The organism is Bacteroidia bacterium, assembly GCA_041391665.1.
Lineage (GTDB): Bacteria > Bacteroidota > Bacteroidia > J057 > J057 > JAGQVA01.
In genome coordinates this window covers 1,215,345-1,237,432 of record JAWKNO010000002.1, presented here as the reverse complement: position 1 = coordinate 1,237,432, position 22,088 = coordinate 1,215,345, and the positions used below count along the sequence as shown (strand labels likewise).

At 43.6% G+C, this 22,088-nt stretch carries 19 protein-coding genes and 1 tRNA gene; 6 read left to right on the top strand and 14 right to left on the bottom strand.

Annotated elements, in window-relative coordinates:
• The first annotated feature begins 7 nt into the window (after nt 1-7).
• The 6 genes from R3D00_16790 to R3D00_16765 all read left to right on the top strand — a co-directional run bounded on the left by R3D00_16790 (nt 8) and on the right by R3D00_16765 (nt 7,199).
• Nucleotides 8-511 (top strand): dihydrofolate reductase, encoded by a 504-nt coding sequence (locus tag R3D00_16790; GenBank protein ID MEZ4774844.1) that lies wholly within the window; start codon nt 8-10, stop codon nt 509-511.
• 31 nt (nt 512-542) lie between these two features.
• Nucleotides 543-1,058: a DinB family protein gene (locus tag R3D00_16785; GenBank protein ID MEZ4774843.1), complete on the top strand. Its 516-nt coding sequence runs from the start codon at nt 543-545 to the stop codon at nt 1,056-1,058.
• An 11-nt stretch (nt 1,059-1,069) separates the two neighbouring features.
• Nucleotides 1,070-1,531, top strand: coding sequence for an SsrA-binding protein SmpB (smpB, locus tag R3D00_16780; GenBank protein MEZ4774842.1), 462 nt, complete (start codon nt 1,070-1,072; stop codon nt 1,529-1,531).
• Nucleotides 1,532-1,578: 47 nt separating this feature from the next.
• A tRNA-Ser gene (locus R3D00_16775) sits at nt 1,579-1,665 on the top strand.
• Between the two features lie 583 nt (nt 1,666-2,248).
• The gene (locus R3D00_16770; GenBank protein ID MEZ4774841.1) at nt 2,249-5,752 is read left to right on the top strand and encodes an AAA domain-containing protein; all 3,504 of its coding nucleotides are present in this window, start codon (nt 2,249-2,251) and stop codon (nt 5,750-5,752) included.
• Nucleotides 5,745-7,199 (top strand): phospholipase D-like domain-containing protein, encoded by a 1,455-nt coding sequence (locus tag R3D00_16765; GenBank protein ID MEZ4774840.1) that lies wholly within the window; start codon nt 5,745-5,747, stop codon nt 7,197-7,199. Before R3D00_16770 ends, R3D00_16765 begins: the two co-directional genes overlap by 8 nt.
• Nucleotides 7,200-7,300: 101 nt before the next feature.
• Here R3D00_16765 and R3D00_16760 read toward each other — a convergent pair whose 3' ends face one another.
• The 14 genes from R3D00_16760 to R3D00_16695 all read right to left on the bottom strand — a co-directional run bounded on the left by R3D00_16760 (nt 7,301) and on the right by R3D00_16695 (nt 22,088).
• Nucleotides 7,301-8,179, bottom strand: coding sequence for a reverse transcriptase family protein (locus R3D00_16760; protein ID MEZ4774839.1), 879 nt, complete (start codon nt 8,177-8,179; stop codon nt 7,301-7,303).
• Nucleotides 8,176-8,481: a helix-turn-helix transcriptional regulator gene (locus tag R3D00_16755; protein MEZ4774838.1), complete on the bottom strand. Its 306-nt coding sequence runs from the start codon at nt 8,479-8,481 to the stop codon at nt 8,176-8,178. Before R3D00_16755 ends, R3D00_16760 begins: the two co-directional genes overlap by 4 nt.
• A gap of 82 nt (nt 8,482-8,563) precedes the next feature.
• Complete coding sequence (locus tag R3D00_16750; protein ID MEZ4774837.1) at nt 8,564-8,785, bottom strand: hypothetical protein; 222 nt, start codon at nt 8,783-8,785, stop codon at nt 8,564-8,566.
• 527 nt (nt 8,786-9,312) lie between these two features.
• Entirely contained in the window at nt 9,313-10,272 is a 960-nt protein-coding gene (locus tag R3D00_16745; GenBank protein ID MEZ4774836.1) for an aldose 1-epimerase family protein, read from the bottom strand.
• 2 nt (nt 10,273-10,274) lie between these two features.
• The gene (locus R3D00_16740; GenBank protein ID MEZ4774835.1) at nt 10,275-10,871 is read right to left on the bottom strand and encodes a DUF3365 domain-containing protein; all 597 of its coding nucleotides are present in this window, start codon (nt 10,869-10,871) and stop codon (nt 10,275-10,277) included.
• A 91-nt stretch (nt 10,872-10,962) separates the two neighbouring features.
• Nucleotides 10,963-12,480: a mandelate racemase/muconate lactonizing enzyme family protein gene (locus R3D00_16735; GenBank protein MEZ4774834.1), complete on the bottom strand. Its 1,518-nt coding sequence runs from the start codon at nt 12,478-12,480 to the stop codon at nt 10,963-10,965.
• Between the two features lie 110 nt (nt 12,481-12,590).
• Complete coding sequence (locus tag R3D00_16730; protein MEZ4774833.1) at nt 12,591-14,096, bottom strand: hypothetical protein; 1,506 nt, start codon at nt 14,094-14,096, stop codon at nt 12,591-12,593.
• A gap of 93 nt (nt 14,097-14,189) precedes the next feature.
• The gene (locus R3D00_16725; protein MEZ4774832.1) at nt 14,190-15,623 is read right to left on the bottom strand and encodes a right-handed parallel beta-helix repeat-containing protein; all 1,434 of its coding nucleotides are present in this window, start codon (nt 15,621-15,623) and stop codon (nt 14,190-14,192) included.
• Between the two features lie 161 nt (nt 15,624-15,784).
• On the bottom strand, nt 15,785-16,183 hold the full coding sequence (locus R3D00_16720) for a hypothetical protein (GenBank protein ID MEZ4774831.1): 399 nt from the start codon (nt 16,181-16,183) through the stop codon (nt 15,785-15,787).
• A 124-nt stretch (nt 16,184-16,307) separates the two neighbouring features.
• The gene (locus tag R3D00_16715) at nt 16,308-17,294 is read right to left on the bottom strand and encodes an MlaD family protein (GenBank protein ID MEZ4774830.1); all 987 of its coding nucleotides are present in this window, start codon (nt 17,292-17,294) and stop codon (nt 16,308-16,310) included.
• Nucleotides 17,295-17,316: 22 nt separating this feature from the next.
• A complete protein-coding gene (locus R3D00_16710; GenBank protein ID MEZ4774829.1) occupies nt 17,317-18,099 on the bottom strand; it encodes an ATP-binding cassette domain-containing protein in 783 nt (260 codons plus the stop codon).
• Nucleotides 18,100-18,102: 3 nt separating this feature from the next.
• A complete protein-coding gene (locus R3D00_16705; protein ID MEZ4774828.1) occupies nt 18,103-18,942 on the bottom strand; it encodes an ABC transporter permease in 840 nt (279 codons plus the stop codon).
• A 43-nt stretch (nt 18,943-18,985) separates the two neighbouring features.
• Nucleotides 18,986-20,704, bottom strand: coding sequence for a PQQ-dependent sugar dehydrogenase (locus R3D00_16700; protein ID MEZ4774827.1), 1,719 nt, complete (start codon nt 20,702-20,704; stop codon nt 18,986-18,988).
• 52 nt (nt 20,705-20,756) lie between these two features.
• Nucleotides 20,757-22,088: an ATP-binding protein gene (locus R3D00_16695; GenBank protein ID MEZ4774826.1), complete on the bottom strand. Its 1,332-nt coding sequence runs from the start codon at nt 22,086-22,088 to the stop codon at nt 20,757-20,759.

The following is a 22,088-nucleotide window of genomic DNA, read 5'->3' as shown; positions in this document are numbered from 1 at the left end:
AAAAAATATGCCAACTATCAGTGCCATATACGCTATTTCAGAAAATGCGGTTATCGGAAAAGACCAATCGATCCCCTGGCGGCTGCCGGCGGATCTGAAGCGGTACAAACAACTGACGATGGGAAAACCGATTCTGATGGGGCGAAAAACCTACGAATCTATCGGAAAACCCCTGCCGGGCAGACGAAATATTATCATTACCCGCAATCCGGCGTTTTCCGCACCAGGCACAGAAACGGCACATTCACTCGAATCGGCCATCGAACTTTGTGAGGATACTACCGAAATTTTTATCGTAGGAGGAACGGCATTATTTCAGGAAGGAGTAGAAAAAGGTTACATTTCGAAGATTTATGAAACTTTAGTTCATGCAGACGTAGAAGGAGATACCTTTTTTCATCTTTCCAACGTAGAAAACTGGGAAATCACGGAAGTGGAATCTCATCAGGCAGACGAAAAAAATGAATTTGCCTACACTTACCGGACACTCGTGAGAAAGACAGAAGGTTAAATCAAACATTTACAGACAAAAAAACTTTTTGATGACTGGCTATCCGCTACCCGATGAATACGCGCCCTACTATTTCAGCTATATCCGGCTGATACCCAAAGAGGCAGAAATAAAATCCTATCTCAACCAGCAACAGGCTGCAATAGAATCTTTTTTCAGGCAAATTCCCTCCGAAAAACACGATTACCGCTATGACGAAGGCAAATGGTCACTGAAAGAAGTACTGGGTCATATAATTGATTGCGAGCGAATTATGGCTTATCGGGCGCTTCGGATCGGGCGTGGAGATGAAACACCCATTGAAGGATTTGAGCAAGATGACTATATTCCATCGGGAAAATTTGCTTTCAGAAACTGGGATGACCTCATTCAGGAATTTTCGACCGTACGAACAGCCACACTCAGTCTGATCAACGGAATGCCGGAAGAAAGTTTTGAACAAATAGGCCTGGCAAACGGTAAACCCGTATCCTGTCGCGCCGTTTTTTATATTATCGGTGGGCATGTGCAGTATCACCGACAGATTATTGAAGAGAAATATTTATAAAACCTATAAAGGTGACTATTAAAGGAAGAAATACCACGATCGTAAGCAACCGCAAAGCAGGGTTTGAATATCAACTGGAAGAGCGGTTTGATGCAGGGGTTTTGCTGACCGGAACAGAAGTCAAATCTCTGCGGAATGGCAAAGTCAACCTGCAGGAAGCTTACTGCGCTTTTCAGGGGGAAGAGTTGTATATCTGGGGCATGAACATTGCCGAATACACTGAAGGTTCCTATAACAATCATGTCCCCACCCGGGAGCGAAAACTACTGCTGAAAAAAAGAGAGTTGCAGAAGTTGAAAAAAGCGATTGAGCAAAAAGGTTATACCATTGTGCCCATCAAAGTATTTTTTAACGACCGGAACCTCGCCAAAATCGAAGTTGCCCTTGCAAAAGGCAAAAAAATCCATGACAAAAGAGATTCGATCAAAGATCGCGACTCAAAAAGAGAACTGGACCGGCACAATAAATATTAAGGCGGTTTATTTCACCGAAAAAATGTTTTAACTTGCGGGCGCTTTTCGGAGAGGTGCCAGAGTGGTCGAATGGGGCAGTCTCGAAAACTGTTGTTCCGCTTGCGGAACCGAGGGTTCGAATCCCTCCCTCTCCGCAAACAAATCAAAGGTTCCCGATCCCCAAGGATCGGGAATTTTTGGTTTGTTTGTGTTTTAAATCCCGCTCCGGGATCAGCGAAGCTAATCCCTCCCTCTCCGCTTACAAAGAAAAAACTCTTAATCCTCCAAGGACAGGGGGGCGATTCAGAAGGATGCTTATCAAAATTATAAATTTTAATAAGCGACGGAGGAATACTACACTTCTAAATAGAAGTGAGTGAGGTTTGATGGACTTGTGGCATTTGCCCCATTAGAGGATCATCAAGTACTAACTTGGAACGCTCTTTGGCGTAAGTCAATGAAGCTAGGTATTTAGGTATAAAAATACAATTTCATTATAAAAAGAGAGGTTGAATACTATTTATATCGTTGTCTTCCGCCATCGCCACTTAGGGCTTCTTATCGCTCTTTTTGTTTAAAAATGCCTGGAGTTTGGATCAATTTGTATAAATTTACATATAAATCTCGACTTGTAAGACAAAGTGGGTTTATTATTTAGAAACCACAAATGTCTGCTTTTCCATTTTATTCTTTGATATCTTAAAATTGCTGGGTAAAGCATATCGATTGAACACTACTATGCCAGAAATAATCCAAATTGGAAAATACGCAATAATACGACAATTGTCAGAAAGAGCTCATAGCTGGACTTTTGAGGTGCAACATCCTGAAAGCCAGAAGTGTTTTTTCTGTAAAGTAATAAAAGGGTTGCAACCTACAGAAGGAGCTCAAAGGACATTTCGGGATATGGCAAGGAAGCTGGGGCGTTTGAATTCTCCAGCCATTAATGCGCCGGTGGACAGTGGATTTGATATTGAGCTCGGACACTTCTTTATTGTATATCCCTTCCTTGAAAATCAAACATCTCTGGAAAGCCAAATTGGAAAAGGTCCGATAGTCTCCAAAAAAGAAGTTCTTGAAATAGTTCAATGCTGGAAAATTCTTGTTCATGCATTAAGTGAAGCTCAATCCCGAAGAGTTTTCCATAAAGATATTCATCCTGAAAATATTCGAATAGAAAGGGACAATCAACCAGTCTTAATTGATTTTGGCTTGGTTGACCTAGCAAGGACATTGAGTAAGTCAGGGTACGAGCTCAGCCATACAGTTGCCTTTACGGCACCCGAGGTTATTCAAAAGAAGGAGGATCCGATCGAGATCAGGTCCGATCTTTATTCTCTCGGACTTTGCATGCTGAATTGGATGCTAGGGGAAGATGCATTTTCTGCCGATCAGAATAATGAACGAAGGCTGAACGACCTCGGAGCCGTACTTGTTGAGGCCCTTCCATTATATCCAGTGAATAGCCTATTAGAGATCGTAACGAAATCGATCGCCATTAATCCACGAAATAGATATCCAAAATACTCAGATATCCTTGTTCACCTCTCTTCTTTTCAGGAGGCTCTTTTAATTGACCGACAATTTCCAGCGGCAGTTTATCTTAATGAAAAACCTGAATTTAATTTAGATGATTTTTTTGAAGAGCTGAACGAAAAAGGATGCATGATCCATATTGATGACGAAAAGTACCAGGATCCAGGAGGCTTCAATCCAAAGGCCCAGGTTAGGTTTAGGCTAACTACTGAAAATTTCTATGCCCCAAAGGGATTTGTGGAGCAAAATTCATTGAAACTACTGTACCTGAAAAGGAGAAGCGAGTTGGACGAAGGGAATCTGCGTAGCTACAATTTTGTCAGAAAAAATGGAATCCCCTTAGATTTCGACTTCCTGCAAGTAAATTCCATCAATCGATACACAGACCAATGGTTGGACGTTGCGACACTTTTCGATCATTATTTTGATGAATTCTCTGACAGGTTCTCCTCAGTCAAACTTACTGAAAGACAAAAAGAAACCCTGGATTTCTACACCAAACTCCTTGAAGGCGAATTGGATTATTTACGGAAAAATGCATTTTCTGTGAAGTATAAGGAGTTTTCTCAAAAAGGAAGTGAAATCACCTTCAAACTTGACCTCCCTTCCAATAAACACTGGAAATATGTTCATGATTTCATTCAGAAATCAACTGATCCCAATCGGGAAGATGTAGAATTGATTGTCCCTGGAACCGAGGAAAAAAATCGGCGGCCAATTTCTATCGGAAATGCAGTTCGATTTTCAGGCAAAGAAATGAATCTTATTGTTAGAGATTCGGGAAGGGGTACGGAAGGTATTGAATTTCGGAATGGTGAACTTCGCGAAGACGTTTCCAAACAGGAAGTTCAATTTGCCCGTCAATTGAAGGCGATCAAAGCTTTTAAACATGGGGATTTCAACAATAAAGATTTATGCGCTTACATCTTTAACCCTGAGATGCTGCCAGAAGATCTTCCTATGCTCGCTGAATTATCCAAAGTGATCAGCCGCGGAGAAGGTAATAAGCCTCTGACTTTATATGATGCACAGGACAGAGCGGTCCGGAAAATCCTCTTTAATGATCCAATTACCATGATCCAGGGACCTCCAGGGACCGGAAAGACCACTGTGATCGTTGAGGCCATCCGCCAAATTGTTCAAATTGATCCCCGGGCGAAGATTCTTGTTACTTCTCAATCCAATTTTGCTGTAGATAATGTTCTTCAAAAGCTCGCAAAGGCAAAACTCCCTGTCATTCGACTTGGAAATCCAGACAGAATTAAGCAACCCTCAATCAAGAAATTCGCCCTCAACCATAGTCTCCGAACCTGGGCCGACCGGACCATGGATAGTCACCGGGCTCAAATCGGAAAGCTTGAAAAAGAGGCAAATATTGATCCAGCCTTGGCCTTTATTTACCAGGAGTTAGAATCCGGGAAGGATTGGAACCGAGAGATCAAGCCCAACATTGAAAATGCGATCGAACGATTTAAAAAGCATAAGGACCTCCTGAACAAGACATCATCTCGGGCCGTATTGGAAGCGGCAGTTGGAGAAAAAATCTCCAACGCTTCAGAAAAAGGCAATTTGGGCCCTCTTATGTCGATCAGCAAGGATTGGACCCGCCTGTTGAGTAATCTCAATGAGGAAAGTGACCTAGTTGAAAAAATGGTGGATAGCGTCAATGTCATCGGGGCAACCAGTAACCATATCGCCTCGGGAGCTTATGCAAAATTTGAGTTTGATTTTGATTATGTGATCATGGACGAGGCCGCAAAGGCGACTCCAGCAGAATCACTTGTTCCCATTTCTATGGGTAAGAAGATTGTCCTGGTCGGTGACCATTTGCAATTGAGGCCGATCGTGACAACCAACAAGCAACTATTGAAAGACGTTAGCAAGGAATTCAAAGAAGAATTACTTGAAAACCCTGACCAGACTTACCTGGATGAAGATCACCCAAGCCTGTTTGAAATGATGTTCCGGGGAGCTCCTGAGGATTATGTCGAAGCGCTTGACATTCAACGGAGGATGCCAGAAGTTGTAAGTGACCTTATATCTAAATATTTCTATGAGCCTGAACCTCATAATCTAAAAATCAAAACCGCAGAGGAGAAAAAGGGCCAACCAGTCCAAATAGGAATGATTCGACGGCCACTATACCTGCTGGATACAGGTACGGATAATTTCCATCAAAAGGAAAAAGATAGCCACTCTTCATTCAACGAATTCAATGCGGATATCATCATTGATTTGTTACTGGAACTAGACACGATTCCTGGGATTGAGAAATTGTCCATCGGGGTAATCTCCGGATATGGGGCCCAAATAAGGAGAATTAAGAACCTTTTCTCAAGTGCTAGAAGAAAAAACAAGTTCAAAAGCCTTATTCTGGATGAAGATATTGAGTCAGCCGAAACGGGAGTTAGCATTGCAACAGTTGACTCATTTCAGGGCCTTGAGAAAGATATCATCATTTTTGATATCGTTCGTAGCCATTACCAGGACCATTTGGCATTCCTTGAAATTCCGAATCGAATCAATGTGGCATTTTCAAGGGTCAAACAGGTACTGATTGTTGTTGGAGATGTGCATAATACAATACATGCTCCCAGAATGAATCCGAATAAGGATAAATCTAAAGCTCCAATCCAGCTTTTAATCCAGGAAATTCACGAAAGTGGAAAAACAATTAATTCTGTAAAGGGGGTGACTCATGGATAAGAACAGAGCTAAAGGAAGCAAATATCGGCAAAAGCAATACCGTCCCCAGGGACAAAAACCAGACAAAAAGTCGAATCCCCAAATCATCAGGCCGAAGCAGCTATCAGATAAGGAAATGGCCCGAAGGTTTGATAGTGAATTTGGTGATCGTTTCACCCTGAACTACTTACAAAAGATAGCCTTCCCATATTACAAAGTTAAACTATCTCTCATTTCAGCTGGGAAACCGGAAAAAGATACCAGCCAGGTCCACAGTATTCTTTTGAGACTGATTCAGGCAGGGATGAATACTGAAAATGAAATTAAAACTTTTCTTGGTCTCCAGCCTCCTTATTTTATCCTTCGCGAATTATACGAATTGGCCCGCCATGGAGCTATCTATCTGGGGAAGGAAGGTGCATATTGGCTGAATACAAAAGGAGAAGAAATCCTCAATGGAAATGCCTGGATAAGCATTACAGAAACAGTTGATTACGAATTGGTAATCGATGGAACCACCGGCGAGATCCAATTTTCCAGGGAATTCCAAAATATCAGGGTTGAGACTAAGTTTACCGGGATCTTTGACGGGAATCGTCCCGAGTTCAAATGGCTCAATGAGCATTGGGTAGATATTTGCCAGGTGTACCAGATGGAAAATAAAGGCAAGGAACTCGTGGACTTTGCAAAAAACAAACAGAGTATTCTTTGGGGAGACTTGTTTTATGAGGAGCATTTCGTACTTGGTTACACCGAAAAGGATAATCCCAGCGGAGAGATCTACTGGAAAGTTCTTACATCCAGCGAGAAAGAACTCAAAGACAAGGTCAAGATCGTAAAGGAAAGGCTGGGAGATCAGCCAAATGCCTTCTACGATGAGGACATTGCAAAGCTGGCCCTCAAACATCAGTCTGAATTTGAAAAAGAGCGTCAGGAAGTCAATAAAGAAAAGACCGGGGCTGGTAAAAAAGGATATAGAGAATTGGTCAATTTTGAGATTAGAGAGGCCGTTCTTAATGCAATCCGAAATGCAAAGAAAGCCATCCTGATTGAGTCTCCTTGGATTCGCAAGGCCACAGAGCGGTTGTTTCCTGATTTGGAGCAAGCCCTCGAAAGGGGGGTAAAGGTTTGCATTCTCTATGGAATCGATGGTCGGAATGACCATCATGAGGAGGTAATTCTAAAATTGCGGGACCTAAAATCGAAGTATGGACAGCAGTTTTACTTTGTAAACCTACCTGATCACTTTAACAACAACATGATCGAGCTGTCCGGAACTCATCGGAAAATTCTTATCAAAGATGATGAGTTGACTATCAAGGGATCATTTAACTATCTTTCTAATAATGCCGAGATGAATGAGAAGTTTGCGGCGGAGGAGGCAACAGTATTTTTTCAGGGATCAAGGGAGCGTTGGGAGGAGATTTTTCGAGAGTATGGGTTAGCTGAAAATTGGTTAAGTTTTTAATTGTAAAATATGTCGAGAGTTTCGCAATGAACAACATGTTAAATAACATTGATAAAGCTCTCTTTGATTAATCTTTGATTTTGATTGTCCCATATCCTGTTTCAAAAGAATAATCCAAGAGCATTAAATTTTTGCTTACTAATCCTCCGAATCCGCTCAAAGCGATTCTTGTGACCTTTTCGTTGATTTTCATTGAAATTTTCTGGCTTCTTCAACTTATTCTCTACAAAATCATCAGGTGCGTTAAGCTGATTATTTCCTGTTTTAACACCTGTAATAATTACATTTTTTGACCTGGTATATCCAGTTTTTCTTTGGCTGTAGTATAAACCAGCATCAGTTATCATTTTGAGAAGTAGAGGCGTGAGATGTTCAAAATCCTTCTGGCTAGAAAAAGTAATATCATCAACATACAGAGTCATTGTGATCCCATTCTCCACGCAGAATTCGTTCAGTTGATCACCAATCAAGTTTTTGAAGGCGATATTCGCTACATCTGAGCTAGTAGGAGCACCTTGAGGAACGTAACCCTTAAAAGTTGTTAATTTGGTTAAAATTGAAGCAATGTCAGGAGAAAAACCATAAGCAATCAAGCCATGATATACCCACTTGTTCTTAACAGAGGGATAATAGTTACTCATATCGGTAAGCAATTTATCTTTCTTACCCATATGAGGCCTAGCATTGAGTACGCTATCACGCTTTTTTATGCCTCCCATCATGTAAGTAGGATAATCTAATTTTTTTAAAATTCTGTGGTGTATTCGTTTCTGAATAGTTTTAAGATCATTAATGCTCGGGTGGAGCACTCTCCACTTAATTTTTCCTGACACACCATGTCGCTTTGGGCTACCATCTTTATATGTCTTCTGTTTAGCGTCTTTATAGTAATAGCGATCAATGTTATCAGTCACTTCTACCAGTTTTTCCCAAGAAATCCCTAGTATTTGAGTGAGGTGTTTTTTTGATCTAATAATCATGGCTTTGCTAATTGCCTGGTAAAAAATTCTTTAACCATTGAATCAATGGCTGGAAATAAAACATCAAAGGCTGCTTTTTTATTTTCCGGCACGTCTTCCTTTTCTAAAGAGAGAAAGAAGATTATTGGGAGAGGAGTCTCCAAACAAGATGCAATCTTTTTAAGTACTGAAAGGTTTGGGTCTTTCCGATTATTCTCAACTTGCGAAAGGTAAGTTTGAGAGATGCCTATACATTTGGCCATTTCAATCTGATTGAGACCACGCTTTTTGCGTAAAGATTCTATAGTTTGACCAAGTTGCATGATAGTTTTATTAAAAAAAGAAAAATGGAAGGGGTGCGAAAGAATAATGTCTCTGTGCTTATCGTATCATTCATCACTGGTCTCACAAATCCATATTCATAAAAACCTTCATAAGCTCAGGAAGGATCTCAATTGCTACTTTGAGTATCCATCCGTATGACTGATTATCATCTTCTGTGTTTTTAAGCACTTCAATGCAATCTTTGATGGTGTTTACGTCTCTCGCGGGTAGATCGCGGCTTTCTGACAAGATCAACTCCAGACGGAGGATCAGGTCTGAGGTAGAAAATTTGTTATTTTTCATATTGAAAAAATAATGTTGCTAAGAACGACGAACCGTTCGCCGTTTGTCCCAGCCGGTTAGCTAGTTGCCGTTCTCGCGATCTACCACGCCCCCTATACACATTTCCTTACTCCCTTTAAAAAAATTGTCCCATCAAATCAATAAAATGACGTAATCAAATTTTAATGAGGAGATGAATAGAGAAGATATGAAATCTTGCTATCTCTGTACCGGTTAATGGACGAGAGATGAGAAGATGCCCTCCCTAAGGATGACACAAAGTGTCATTACGGAACTGAATCCGCTTCACGTATGGTGCGGTCAACTATAACCATTTTCTACCAAGCCGTACCCTTTGGTACAATGTCAAAAAACTTTCATTGCGAATATTGCAATGACTGTACAAATATACGACATTTATTACTCTGGGTTAATAAAAATTACAAAATATTTATTCACGATTATGTGGATAACTCGATTTGTTTAGAATTAGGCAAGTATAAATGGGAACTGCAAACTTTCTCATGAAATATCATGATGAGAAAATTTTACATTTTCCCACCTTGAGAGTTCTCCCCCACCTCAATCTCGTAGAAAGTGGCAAAAGCCTCTCCCGGTTCAAGCTCAATAGCCCCTTCCTTGTCGGTTATCTGCTGCAAACTTTCCCGCTGTCCGGGTAAACCCATCCAGGGTTCCAGGCAAATAAAATGTGCCTCTTCTTTCATACTTGTCCAAAGGGTGAGATAGGGAAAATTTTCGATATGTAGTTTCAGATAGATGCTCCCGTCAGGGCGCTGTAAACCTACCCAGGATGATTGGGGATTTTTCAAAATGACGGCTCCGCTTTCAAACAGCGTCTTGCTGATCGGAATGCTTTTCTGATGGTCGAGAAATAAAGCGCTGTCCGGTATCGCATTCGCCAGATAATAACGGTACAGGAATTCTTCTTTTTCAAAAACCAGCTTATAAGCACTTTGAGGAACAGCTTCTCCCATCGGACAATTAAAACCGGGGTGACCGCCAATTACAAAAGGCATAGGCCTATTGCCTTCATTTCGAACCTGATAATACACGGCCAGACGATTATGCCTGATTTTGTAGGATGCGTCCAATACAAAATCAAAGGGATATAACTTCCGGGTTTCTTCATTGGCGCGGAATTCAAAAGCGAGACTATCTTCGCCCTGAAAAACACATAGCCAGTCATAATTCATGGCAAAACCATGTTGCGGCATATGGTACTGCACCCCGTCATACAGGTAAGCATTTTCATACGATCTGCCGATTACCGGAAATAATATTGGCGACGATTGGGACCAATAATTGGAATCCGCCTGCCAAATGTATTCTCGCTCTTCATGCACAGTCCTGATGCTTCTAAGTTCAGCGCCGGCAGCACTTACCTGCACACGAATCTGCTCATTACCAATGGTGAAAAGCGACGGAGATGTGTTCGTGCATCCGGTGAGGAGGAGGAGCAATACTGTGAACGGGAATATTTTTTTCATAATTAACGAAACGCTACAGACCAAATGCCGCGCAAATCTCCTTCTGCATAACCGGTTGCTTCATCGGAACGATACAGATCTTTTATGAATACATATTTTTCCGGTGAAATATCTTTTTCTATATCTCCATGACATTTCAGACAGGGAGCCGCAAGGATGATCGGTGCAAAAAACCGGGTTTCACTCTCAGAAACCGCAACAACCATAGGTGTCAATGGCTCGCCTTGTGCTTTTTTCTGCAGATAGGTGTTGATGATTGCATTTTCCATACTATCGGCCACATTTTGGGGATTTCTCACCTTCAGGGAAGTTCTTTTAATAAAAACTTTATATACCTCAGCAAGGCTGTCTGTAAGCGGATAGGCTCTTGCATTGCAATACGGCACAGCTTTCTCCACTCCCCCAGCCTGCATCGCCACACTCAGCTCGCCCGATAGTTTGGAAAACACTGCGCCAACTATGGTTTTTCCCTGAGTCATATACACACTGTCGGGAAGTCGTTCGGTTACCTGACTGCTGTGGTGAGAAGGAGAAGTGCAGGACGAAAATTGTATTTGCCCTAGCAATAAAATGAGAAGTATTGTCAGTAAATTTTTCATAACTACTTTATTCATTCTCCAAATCTAAAGAAACCTGTAGCCTGAAGATATGCGATTTCTCAGGCTACAGGATGATTTATCCAAATAAGGCTTAACTCCACAACCGGTCATGGGAGCGTTTGGCATCCCAGTCAGGTGTCGGGGCAAAATAGCTCTTATCTTCTTCGTGAATATGTTTTTTGAGTTCTTCTTCGTTGAGTTCGACCCCGAGTCCGGGCGCGTCTGAAGGCACGTTGGCAAATCCTTTGGTGTACAGGGGCTGTTCGCCAACCATTTTGACGAGTTTGGGCCACCACGGATTGTCCACACACTGCGTCGGCATTTCCAGGGCGAGGAAGTTTTGCGTCGCTGCTGCGCAATGGACATTCGCCATAAAAGAAACTGGCGTTCCGGCAAAGTGCATTTTCATCGCAATGTCGGTCTCCTCTGCATAATCGCCGATTTTTTTGGTCTCCAGAATACCTCCGGAAGTTCCCATGTCCGGATGCACAATATCTACTGCATGCACATCGCAAAGTTTGCGGAAGGCTTCTTTTCCAAATATATCTTCGCCTGTAATGGTTGGCGAATTGATCGAATCGGTGATCATTTTTAACTGATCGATACTGTCCCAGGGAACAAAGTCTTCCAGCGAAGCCAGTCGGAACTTTTCAAGTGCGTTGGCGACGCGGATACAATTGTTGATATCAAAATGGCCGAAGTGATCCGCGGAAAGGGGAATATCATACCCCACAACATTGCGGATCGTCTCCACATAATTGGAGAGCAAATCCAGTCCTTTATCCGTAACCTGAATTCCGGTAAAGGCATGCCGGGTATTTTGATAAGACAGGTAGTCATCGGCATTGTTGTCTTTAAAACCCGGAATAAAAGGGGTATTGACCGTCGTTCCCGGCACATCGCTGTAAACGCCAATACCCGGGTGCATTTTCAGCCAGGTAAACCCCTGATCTTCCATGCGCACTTTGCAATCTGCCTTAAATTTTTCCACGTCCATATTCCGGGAACTGTGAGCGGGAACATAAGCATAAAGGCGTACTTTATTTCTGTATTTTCCTCCGAGCAGTTGCCATACAGGCACGCCATAGGCTTTTCCAACCAGATCCCAAAGCGCCATTTCAACGCCACTTACACCGCCAGCCTTTCTACCATGTCCGCCAAATGGTTTGATAATTTTGAAGAGCATCTCTACGTTGCAGGGGTTCATGCCGAGGATGCGGCTTTTCAGGAAAAGCCCGTAGCGTGGATCTGCCCCGTCGCGCAGTTCTCCCAGTCCATAAATTCCCTGGTTGGTGTCGATGCGGATGAGAACATTTCGCGCATTGGTGAAGGAAGTGCCATTGGAAATGGTAACATACCGCATATCGGTGATCTTAAGATCCGACGGATTGGAAAACCGGTTGACCTTACTGGTACTTTGGGCGATGGTGTCTCCGATTGACATTCCCATCAGGCTGGTGATCGCCATGCCGCCGAGGGCCGTTCTTTTCAGGAAATTGCGGCGGGAGTCGCTGGTAGCAGGGTTTTCAATTTCCTTTTGGATCGCCATTGCGTCTTCGTGTTCGGCGCGTTTGTTGTCGGCGAGGATTTGGTGTAGCATGCTTTTCATAAAGAAATAATTAAGGTGAAGGAAAAATCAGATGTAAATCTTTATTAAGTATACCTAATTTTTCTTTCACCTTCTTGCATGCTTGCCTCATACATTATCTTATCGCACTGTCAATTCCTTTTTTTGATCACAGGGGTTTGCCTTTGCGGGGTAACCGTACGGGGCGGAGCGGTTGGCCGGGGTTGTGAAATCCCGGGCTCACCCACTCTTGAGGGCACGCGTTGTTTCAGAATTTGCTCCTGGTGTTCGGGCGCCCGGTTGATAGCCGGATCCCTGCGAATATCGCGCCTTACGGGAGGAGTAACCGATGGCTGTGCCTGACGGGAGTCGTTGGGCCGGGTAAAGACCTGGCGATTTTCTGCCGGACGAGTGTAGACAGGGTTACTACGTGGTCGGGTATCGGGCAATTGACGCACCTGATGATTGGCGTCACGTGCACCAAAGTCACGGAGCCGCTCAACGCGGTTGGGATCATTTTGCAGCCAGTCTCCAGAACTTGCGAAACGGTTTTGCTCAGACCAGTCCCTGATCCGGGAAGTAGCTGAAAGCGTGGAGGTCCGGTGGTGTTCGTAATGAGTCAGGTATCGATGGGAGAGATGCGGATAATAATAATGGTTGTAGCTGGTGGAAAAATACCAATCCAGAAAATACCATGAGGGAAGATCATAAATAACCATCTGTCCACCAGGACCATAATAAAATCCCCAGTAATACCAGTAAGGCAGGGGATACCACATGGCATGCGAATACCACCAGGGGTACCCAAACCAATAGCTGTAGGACGGATAAGGCATCGGATATTGATGATAAAAATCATTTTCGTTCAAAGGGGCGCGATATGTCCTTGAGTCATAGCCATTTTCATCTGCAAAATTTGCAGCAGCGGCCTGAAGTTCCTGTTGCGCTTCGGGGTCATTTTCCAGATCTGTTTTCCAGTCGGCCAATTCCCGGACTCTTTCGTTGGCAACTTCTGTCTGCACAGAATCCGCCAAATACCATACCCTGTCAGGATCTCGCCGATACATTCCGCCAAGGGCTACGGTAGCCTGAAAATTATTCATCAATATATCCAATACATCCGGCATTTGGACCAACTGTTCAAGTGCCAATTTCTCCTCGTAAGGATACTCATCAGCAATGGCATGGAAGGATTGGTTGGCAGTTTCCAAAAGTTGATGAATTTCCACAAGCTCTTTATACCTCTTTCGCCCCAAATCCAGCGCATCCGCATGAATATCTTCCGGGAATCCTGCCAAAATCGCCATAATATCCAATTTGCTTTGTTTTCCATCTAAAACCAAAGCACTCACCAGATCTGGGTAGCGGGCCAATTCATAAAACTGAGCCTGCACATCCTGGTTGAAAGGAGCAATAATTTTCCTGAACTGGGATTCTGTATTTTTCCTTACCGATCCAATTCTTACCAACGCGTCCGGCTGCATGGTAGCTTCCAGAATCACCTTTATGGTGGCATCGGGATATAGCGCTAACGACTGAATGAGGAGGTTGTCTTCATCGGAGAAGTTTATCCGGGTCGCTTTGTCATCCTGTGAAAAAGCGGATAAACCAATCAATCCGAAGGTGACGGTAAATAAAAATTTCAAAAATAATTTCATGGCAATGGTGCTTTAGATACAGAAATACTCTTAGATCAATCGATAAAGGTACAACCGGGAAATGTGTATCAAAAGAACCCATATCACCTGAGCCTATGACTTTTTTGCCTTTAATTGAAAGGTAAATCCATCATCTGTGGTAAACAGAAAATAATAATACCCTGAAGCCCATTCATCTGCATTGATCTCAACAGCTTCATTGACAGGATAATTTTTGCCCGAAAATATGGTCTGTCCCATTGCATTTATTACCCGTACAGACATCCGGGTTGATTTTGTATGATCGATTTTTACTGAAAACTTTTCCCTGAAAGGGTTGGGGAAAAATTGAACATTTGAAGCGGATAGGATTTTTGGGAGCAATCCGGTAGAAGTATAAAATTCATAAGCACCCCTATCCGGTGCGGTCCCGCTATAATCCCCTGCTGCGAGATTTAATACAACATTACTTTGCCATGTGTATTGGGCAATGCCTGCATCTATTGCCGGACTTCCGGCTTGCAATTGTAAATTGGGGCCAAAGGAAGGGTCGCCCAGAATCGTACTATTATCATCGACATTCGAATTATCATTGTTGACCCCATTATTGTAAAAAAGGCTATAAGCTACGACAGAGTTGCCATCCACTCTCCGCACGGCGGCGTTGGTCGAATTGGCAAAAATATTATTGAGTGCTACGAGATTATCTCCACCTGTCAGCCCGTAAGCGTTGTGATCGAAGGTATTATTAAATAAATGTATTCCCTCTTCAATACTCGCTCCCTCATAATTTTCATCTGTGTTGGCATTTCCCATACACCCTAATCCAGCCTGGACATTGTCATGAATATAATTGTAGCTGATAAAAAACTTCCGGTTCGTGATCTCCGGATTATTATAATCGATCAACTGAATGCCATCACCTGTATTATTATAGATATTATTCCGGGTGATTACGCAATTTAATACATTGGAGCCAGAATAAGCGTGCAGGCGAATTTCTATGCCATCGTTACCATTATTTCTGATTATGTTATCTGCGATAACGATATCGACCTTCCCATCCAGATCCACCCCATCATCCGAATTGTTTTCAAAAATATTAAACTGGCATAAGCCGCCACTTCCTGTTGAGTAGTCGACCCCGTCAGCCGTACCACTCAGATGGCAGTGAAGCAGATTAAAACGGCGGTAAGGCCGAATTCCGTCATCAGCATTTTTAATAGAAAATCCAATAATGGAAGATCCATCTGAAGCACTTTGCGGGATAGAAATACCAAAGTCGGCCCCGCCCGCATCGATGGTTGTTGTGCTGATATAGCTGTCATCCCCCGCATTGATATACCAGGATGCGAGCACAACCTTGTGAGAAAGCGTAACAGACTCAGCGTAAGTCCCCGGAGCAACCAGAACCGTATCCCCTGAAGATGAAGCGTTAATTCCGGCCTGAATAGATGGGTAATTTAAAGGGATATGGATTGTCGTACCCAGAAGTGCGCGAAAAAACAGGAGCAAAAGGAAAGAAAGAGATAGGGATTTTACATGCATGGTGAAGTATTCAGGAAAAAGAAGCGGATTACCAATAAATTTCAATAGATGAACGATTTAGCTTTGGAAAATAATCTTTGATTCGCAAATCGTCTGAAACAAAATACTCCCGGAGAAAAATCTCCGGGAGTATTAATTTCTTTTGAAGAATAGCTGTTTTCTCAGGAATTAGCCTTAATGCCACAGACGACAATCTGTGTCATTCTTTCGTAGACCGGGTTTTCAGCATCGCCGTTGCCGCAGGCACTGATATAAACCAAATCACCACTAAATCCATAGTGGAAAGTGATTTCCACTTTATCTCCCACTTCATATGCACCCTCTAATGTCAGTCCGCCAGGAAAAACATCCTGATACCGGTTGCCTTGTTCATTCACCAAAACCAGATAAAGAAACGGCTGGCTGGAATTGTGTCCGGCCTCGCGATACTCTACCACAGCCTGAGTGTGAAGGTTACAGGTTTCAATTTTTTCCTGAGCAATGGGCTGAACCAGCTCTTTTTGGGTGCAGCCAAAAAATACCCCAATAATCAGAAGCGTGAAGGGAAAAAATTTTTTCATAAGGATTGAGTTAGTTTGAAATCCAACTTATGAAATAACTACCTGATTTGCAAGTGATTTCAAAACAAAGTTGCAACATCATGTTTTGGGGTAGCTTGTCAGGTAGCCGTGGATTAACAAAACCCTACTCAGGTTTATTTTTCTTAAAAATGCGCTTACGCATCAAGAAGCTTTCTCTGGCAGCCTCCAGCGTTTTATCCAGTTCGTCGGAACTATTTTTAAGGTTGGACATACTCTCCTGCAGGTTATTGGCAAACACAGAGTCTTTGAGCATCATGCCCATTGGGGCATTCGGATCATCGAGGCCGGCCATAATGATCTGAAGATCCTGGGTAAGTTTATTGAGTTGTTCTGCGGTTTTGGCTGCTTCGTCAGCAGTTTTACTAACGTCCACGAGGGTGCGGTCAATACGGCCTTCATAACTCGTATCATTGAGGACAGCGCCCACCATTCCCTCACCGGCATTTACCCTTGAAACCAGCTGATTAAGGCCCTGGGTAGCTTTGGCAGTATTGCGGCTGGCTGCAGCGGCTGAGGCAATACTTGCGCGGAGTTCATCATACATAACCGAATCCTGAATAATTCCTCCAATGCTCCCTTTTCCTCCCTGAATATCCGCCAGGATAGTTTTGATATCGGTGGTAATGGTTGCGAGGTTGTCATTGGTTACTTTAAATGTGGCCATCAATTCGTCTGTATTGACGCCGCCTTGTGAAGCATCAATCATATCCCCATCTTCGACGGCGAGGGCTTCTTCCGTTCCACCGGAAATGATGACAATTTTATTTCCTAAAAGCCCATCAGAGCCAATTTTTGCATTAGCATCTTTTTTGATAAAATGCTGAAGGGTTCTGCTTACTTTCAATTCAAGCAAAACCGACTGAGTGCTTTCAATCACCACATCTTTAACAATACCGATTTTCACACCGGAGAACCATACATTGCTTCCCTTTTGAAGTCCCTGAACATTGGTTAGGCGTACCTGAAGGCGAAAATTTCGCTCAAATACGTTCTGCTGCCGTCCCACCAGGGCTAGTACAATGATAAATAAAATCAGTCCGACGAGCACAAAGCTGCCCAGTTTCGCCTGTTTAATAGTTTCCTGATTCATATAACTTATTCGATTTTCGTAATCAATATTCAAAAAATGGTCTGATCCGCGGGTCTTCGTTTTCCGACAGCTCATTATAGGTGCCTTTCAGAACAAACTCCCCTTCGTACATAAAATTGATCCGGTTGCTGGTCATCCGGGCACAGGTAATATCGTGGGTAATAATAATCGAAGACGTATGGTAGGTTTCCTGAACGCTGAGTATCAATTCGTTGATCTCTCCTGCCGTAATAGGATCAAGACCAGCGGTAGGCTCGTCATACAACATTAGGCTGGGATTAAGGATCAGCGTCCGGGCTATTCCCACGCGTTTTTGCATCCCCCCGGAAAGTTCTACCGGCATGAGGTCAATCGCGTATAACAATCCTACGTTGTGAAGGGCTTCTTCTACCCTATCGTTGATCTCGCCCTGATTTAAGTTAGGCTCATTGCGTTTGAGTGGAAATTCCAGATTTTCTCTGACATTCATCGAGTCGTACAGGGCTGACATCTGGAAGGAAAATCCGATCTTTTTCCGCAACGTATTGATTTCAAAGGAGTTCATCTCCGGTACGTCACGACCCATTACACGCAAAATGCCCGAATCACTTTTCATCAGACCGACAATACATTTGATTAAAACCGACTTCCCGGTTCCTGACCTGCCAAGTACGACCAGGTTCTCCCCCTCAAACAATTTCATGCTGATATTTTTCAACACGTGATTGTCTCCAAAACTCTTATTCAGCCCTTCGATTTCGATAACCACTTCACGACCTTCATAGGAAAAAGTACGGGTGGAGCGTTGATTCAGGATATGTGGCATGGATTAAGAATATAGCAGGTTTCTAATAAATGTCATGATCTGAAGCGTAAACAGGTCAATGACAAACACCATAAACATGGACATAACTACCGCAGAGTTGGCTGCTTTTCCGACGCCTACGGTTCCTTTTTCCGAATGAAATCCCTTATAGCAGCCAATAATACCAATGGCAAATCCAAACAAAACAGATTTTAATGAAGAGGCAAAAATGTCCTCCATTTTTATCGTACTGAAAGCCTGTGTGAAGTATAGTGAAAAGCTCACCCCTTCGCCTACGTACACGGAAGTAAATCCGCCCATCAGGGCAATCATATCACAAAACATTACCAGAATGGGGATCATCAGTGAACATGCCAGTACCCGGGTGATCACCAGAAAAGTGAAAGGATTAGTCCCCGAAACCTCCATCGCGTCAATCTGTTCGGTAACCTTCATAGAGCCTAGTTCGGCGCCAATATTCGAAGCAATTTTCCCTGCGCCAATCAGTCCTGCAATCAGCGGGCCGAGAGAGCGGATGATTCCCACACCGACAAGCGACGGGAGCCAGGAAACAGCCCCAAAGGATTCCAGGCTGGGACGAGACTGACGGGTGAACACAATCCCACCGACATAAGCGGTAAATGCGATCAGTGGCAAAGTCTTATAACCAATGATATAACATTGGTTTAGGACCTCTTTCATTTCATATGGCGGATGAAAGAGCTCGCGAAAAAACCTTACAATAAACTGGTATAGTCCGGCAAGTTCCACCAGGAGATCTATCCACCATTTAGGCCATTTGAAGCGCGGTTTTTCCTGCATCGCTTCCTGATTTTGCTCCCGGGTGAGGGAAGAATTGTCCATAATCTTTATTTGACCGTGTATATCTAAAGGATATGGTTATTTTTTATTGTTTCAAAGCGTCTGTGATTTTCCATATTTTCCCATCAGCTTTGGTGAAGATATATAATTCTCCTTCCTGATCCTGACCAAAACGCAAATCTACTCTTTTGTTTCCGGTTACTTCTATCAGATTTTGTTTTTTTCCTTCAACCTCCAGGGACAATTCAGCAATGGTTGCCTGTCTGCCTAGGTGAAAATCGTCTGCAGACACCATCATCAAACGGCCATTTACCACATCACCAAATAGATATTTACCCTGAAGAAGGGTTATATTTTTTCCCCGATATACATAACCTCCGGAAATCGCATTCCCTTCGTCATGGTCAAACTGAGCGACCGGATAAATAAAATTACCCCGTGAATCATCTTCAGGAAGCGCGTACACACTATCGATCTGGCCCTGGCCTATAATCATAAAAGTTCCCTCACGCTGATTCCAGCCATAGTCGCCACCAGGAACGGCAAGATTTATTTCTTCAATACTGGACTGCCCGATTTCCGTGATCAGCATCTTACCCGTCTCCCGGTCCCAGGTATTTCTGTGCGGATTGCGAAAACCAAAAACATAAATTTCTTTCACCACCTCCGTATCCGGGTCGGCAACAAAAGGGTTGTCTGCGGGAATACCATATTTCCCGTTCCGGCTATTATTTCCGGCGGGATTGATTCTTATTACCGAGCCCCAGATGCGCCTGCGGTCGTGGCAAACAAACCCATATCCTTCTCCGGTTGCACCGCCATCGCCAATACCCAGGTATAACAATCCGTATTCAGAGCTACCTTTTTTTGCCAGCGGATTAAAATTTATATCCTGAAATCCATGAATGCCCGTAACCATATTTACCCGCATCATTTCTCTTCCGGTTCCTGAAAAATGATCTGATGAAGGGTCAGCCTGACGCCATTCCATCAGCACCCATTGAAGGGTTACATTGATAGAATCTTCAAAGGCAAAATCAGCAGGAGCCGTTGCAGGGGGTTCAGTATGGGTCGTATAAAAAAGGCCATTGGACGCAAAGTCCGGATGGAAGGCAAAACTCCCAAAACCGGTACCCAGTCCGGGTTTTTCTATAAAGTCTTTTCGAAGTTTCGCGATATCGAGAAAAGTGCGGACAGAGTCTCCGATAATTTCATACAATTTTCCCCGAAGATCGTGAATAAATAATCGGTCTGTGCCAGGCATCGGCAGCATCTTATTGATTCTCGCCAGGGGTGGCTGGGCGGCAGAAGCAGGTACTTTCGCGTAAGGCTCCACAACGAGGGTAATCCCGGAGGCCTCAACAGGCGCCGGGATGGGGTTTTCCAGTGCTTTTTCAGCATTCAGGGAAACGGATTCCGTCGCTTCAAATGTGTGCATATAAGCGATGAGCGAAGCGATATTCTTTTCGCCCAAAGTAGGAAACGGAGGCATGGGAATCTTGTAATCCTCAAACAGACTCACGGCACGCGGGTCGCCCGCACTTATCATTTGCTGAGAGTTGGCGATAAAACTGGCCAACCACTCCGCACTCTCCATGCGGGTTACGCCCGCAAGATTAGGACCAATTCCCCGCTGCCGAAAATTATGGCAGGCGGAACAATTCTGAATAAACAACTCCTTCCCCTGTGCCACCGTCAGACTATCGGTGGCTATTTTTCCGGAGGAAGAATTTCCTGAAGGGTTGGTACATCCCGATAAGAAGATGACAACCATAATCAATGTGGGAAATCTGTAATTTTTCATATTCGGCTAAAACGCTGACAAATTAACAGAATCCCCGAACAAACACCATTTTCTAGACAACTTTACCCTCTTTGGCAAATTCTCTGGCAATTCCCTCCATAATTTCCGACAGTTTAAAGCTCCTGCCGTTTCGCTCTACTGTTCGGAGACAGGCATACTGCACGATATTCATAATATTTGCACCTGAAAGCTCATACTTTCCGGCAATCTGCGAAAGGTCGATTTCCGGATCAACTGTAATGACCGGGGGAATGGCTTTTTCCCACAATTTTTGCCGTTCGTCGGCTTTAGGCAGCGGAAAATGGATGACAGACTGAAAACGACGCATAAAAGCTTCGTCGATATTTCCTTTAAAATTGGAAGCGAGAATCACCAGACCGTCGTAGTCCTCGACTCTTTGCAACAAATACGAAACCTCCTGATTGGCGTATTTGTCATGCGCATCCCGAACATTGGTTCGCTTTCCAAACAAGGAATCTGCCTCATCAAAAAACAATATCCAGCCTTTGTTCTCCGCACGGGCAAATAAACTGGACAGATTTTTTTCCGTTTCACCGATAAATTTGGAGACGACCATAGATAGGTCCACTTTATACACATCTCGTTGCGTATATTTTCCCAACAAGCTCGCCGTCAAGGTTTTTCCTGTACCGGGAGGGCCGTAAAACAAAGCGCGGAAACCCGGTTTGATACGCTTCTTCATCTCCCAATCGTTGAGAATCACATCTCCATATTTGATCCAGCTTTCCAGTTCTCTTATCTGTTTTTGGGTCTGGGGGTTCAAAATCAAATCTTCCCAGTCCATCAGCGTCGAAATATTTTTGGCAGGGAAATTAAGCCCAAATTTGGGCCGGGATGCTGCTCCCAGGGTAAATAACTCGACATATTCCTGAGCCAGTCGCAGCCGCCCGCTGGTTTCCGGCTCATCCTCTTTGGGCGATTCGAGGTGGAGAATATGTTCGCGGGAAAAAAAATGCTCCTCAGCAAAAATCTGCATTACTTCAAAACGACGCTGCATATTATCTCCGGCAAGGAGAAACAGCGCAGTTTCACCCGTGGGGAGGAATCCGCGAAACTGCTGTCCCCGGACGCCGCCGATCTGCGGAAAATCCCCACCTTCGGGAATAGATGAAGAAATAATCGTGTCGAAAAAATGCGGCTGAATATGTGGGGCCATTGCCAGCATCAATACCACATATTCCTCGAAAGACATCTGGTATTTGTCAATAAATGTGGTGAATGGGGTTTCTTCCCCTTCAAAAGCAGGAGCAGGAATTTCGCCCAAATGAGCATAATCCGCTTTTTGTCCAAAATGCAGTTTTAGCCGGGTTTCTAATGCCCGGGCCAGATACTGCAGCGAAACTTCTATCGGTTGTACATTCAT

Coding starts and splice junctions, on each gene's coding strand:
- R3D00_16790 (MEZ4774844.1), top strand. CDS start 8: ATGCCAACTATCAGTGCCATATACGCTATTTCAGAAAATGCGGTTATC.
- R3D00_16785 (MEZ4774843.1), top strand. CDS start 543: ATGACTGGCTATCCGCTACCCGATGAATACGCGCCCTACTATTTCAGC.
- R3D00_16770 (MEZ4774841.1), top strand. CDS start 2,249: ATGCCAGAAATAATCCAAATTGGAAAATACGCAATAATACGACAATTG.
- R3D00_16765 (MEZ4774840.1), top strand. CDS start 5,745: ATGGATAAGAACAGAGCTAAAGGAAGCAAATATCGGCAAAAGCAATAC.
- R3D00_16760 (MEZ4774839.1), bottom strand. CDS start 8,179: ATGATTATTAGATCAAAAAAACACCTCACTCAAATACTAGGGATTTCT.
- R3D00_16755 (MEZ4774838.1), bottom strand. CDS start 8,481: ATGCAACTTGGTCAAACTATAGAATCTTTACGCAAAAAGCGTGGTCTC.
- R3D00_16750 (MEZ4774837.1), bottom strand. CDS start 8,785: ATGAAAAATAACAAATTTTCTACCTCAGACCTGATCCTCCGTCTGGAG.
- R3D00_16745 (MEZ4774836.1), bottom strand. CDS start 10,272: ATGAAAAAAATATTCCCGTTCACAGTATTGCTCCTCCTCCTCACCGGA.
- R3D00_16740 (MEZ4774835.1), bottom strand. CDS start 10,871: ATGAAAAATTTACTGACAATACTTCTCATTTTATTGCTAGGGCAAATA.
- R3D00_16735 (MEZ4774834.1), bottom strand. CDS start 12,480: ATGAAAAGCATGCTACACCAAATCCTCGCCGACAACAAACGCGCCGAA.
- R3D00_16730 (MEZ4774833.1), bottom strand. CDS start 14,096: ATGAAATTATTTTTGAAATTTTTATTTACCGTCACCTTCGGATTGATT.
- R3D00_16725 (MEZ4774832.1), bottom strand. CDS start 15,623: ATGCATGTAAAATCCCTATCTCTTTCTTTCCTTTTGCTCCTGTTTTTT.
- R3D00_16720 (MEZ4774831.1), bottom strand. CDS start 16,183: ATGAAAAAATTTTTTCCCTTCACGCTTCTGATTATTGGGGTATTTTTT.
- R3D00_16715 (MEZ4774830.1), bottom strand. CDS start 17,294: ATGAATCAGGAAACTATTAAACAGGCGAAACTGGGCAGCTTTGTGCTC.
- R3D00_16710 (MEZ4774829.1), bottom strand. CDS start 18,099: ATGCCACATATCCTGAATCAACGCTCCACCCGTACTTTTTCCTATGAA.
- R3D00_16705 (MEZ4774828.1), bottom strand. CDS start 18,942: ATGGACAATTCTTCCCTCACCCGGGAGCAAAATCAGGAAGCGATGCAG.
- R3D00_16700 (MEZ4774827.1), bottom strand. CDS start 20,704: ATGAAAAATTACAGATTTCCCACATTGATTATGGTTGTCATCTTCTTA.
- R3D00_16695 (MEZ4774826.1), bottom strand. CDS start 22,088: ATGAATGTACAACCGATAGAAGTTTCGCTGCAGTATCTGGCCCGGGCA.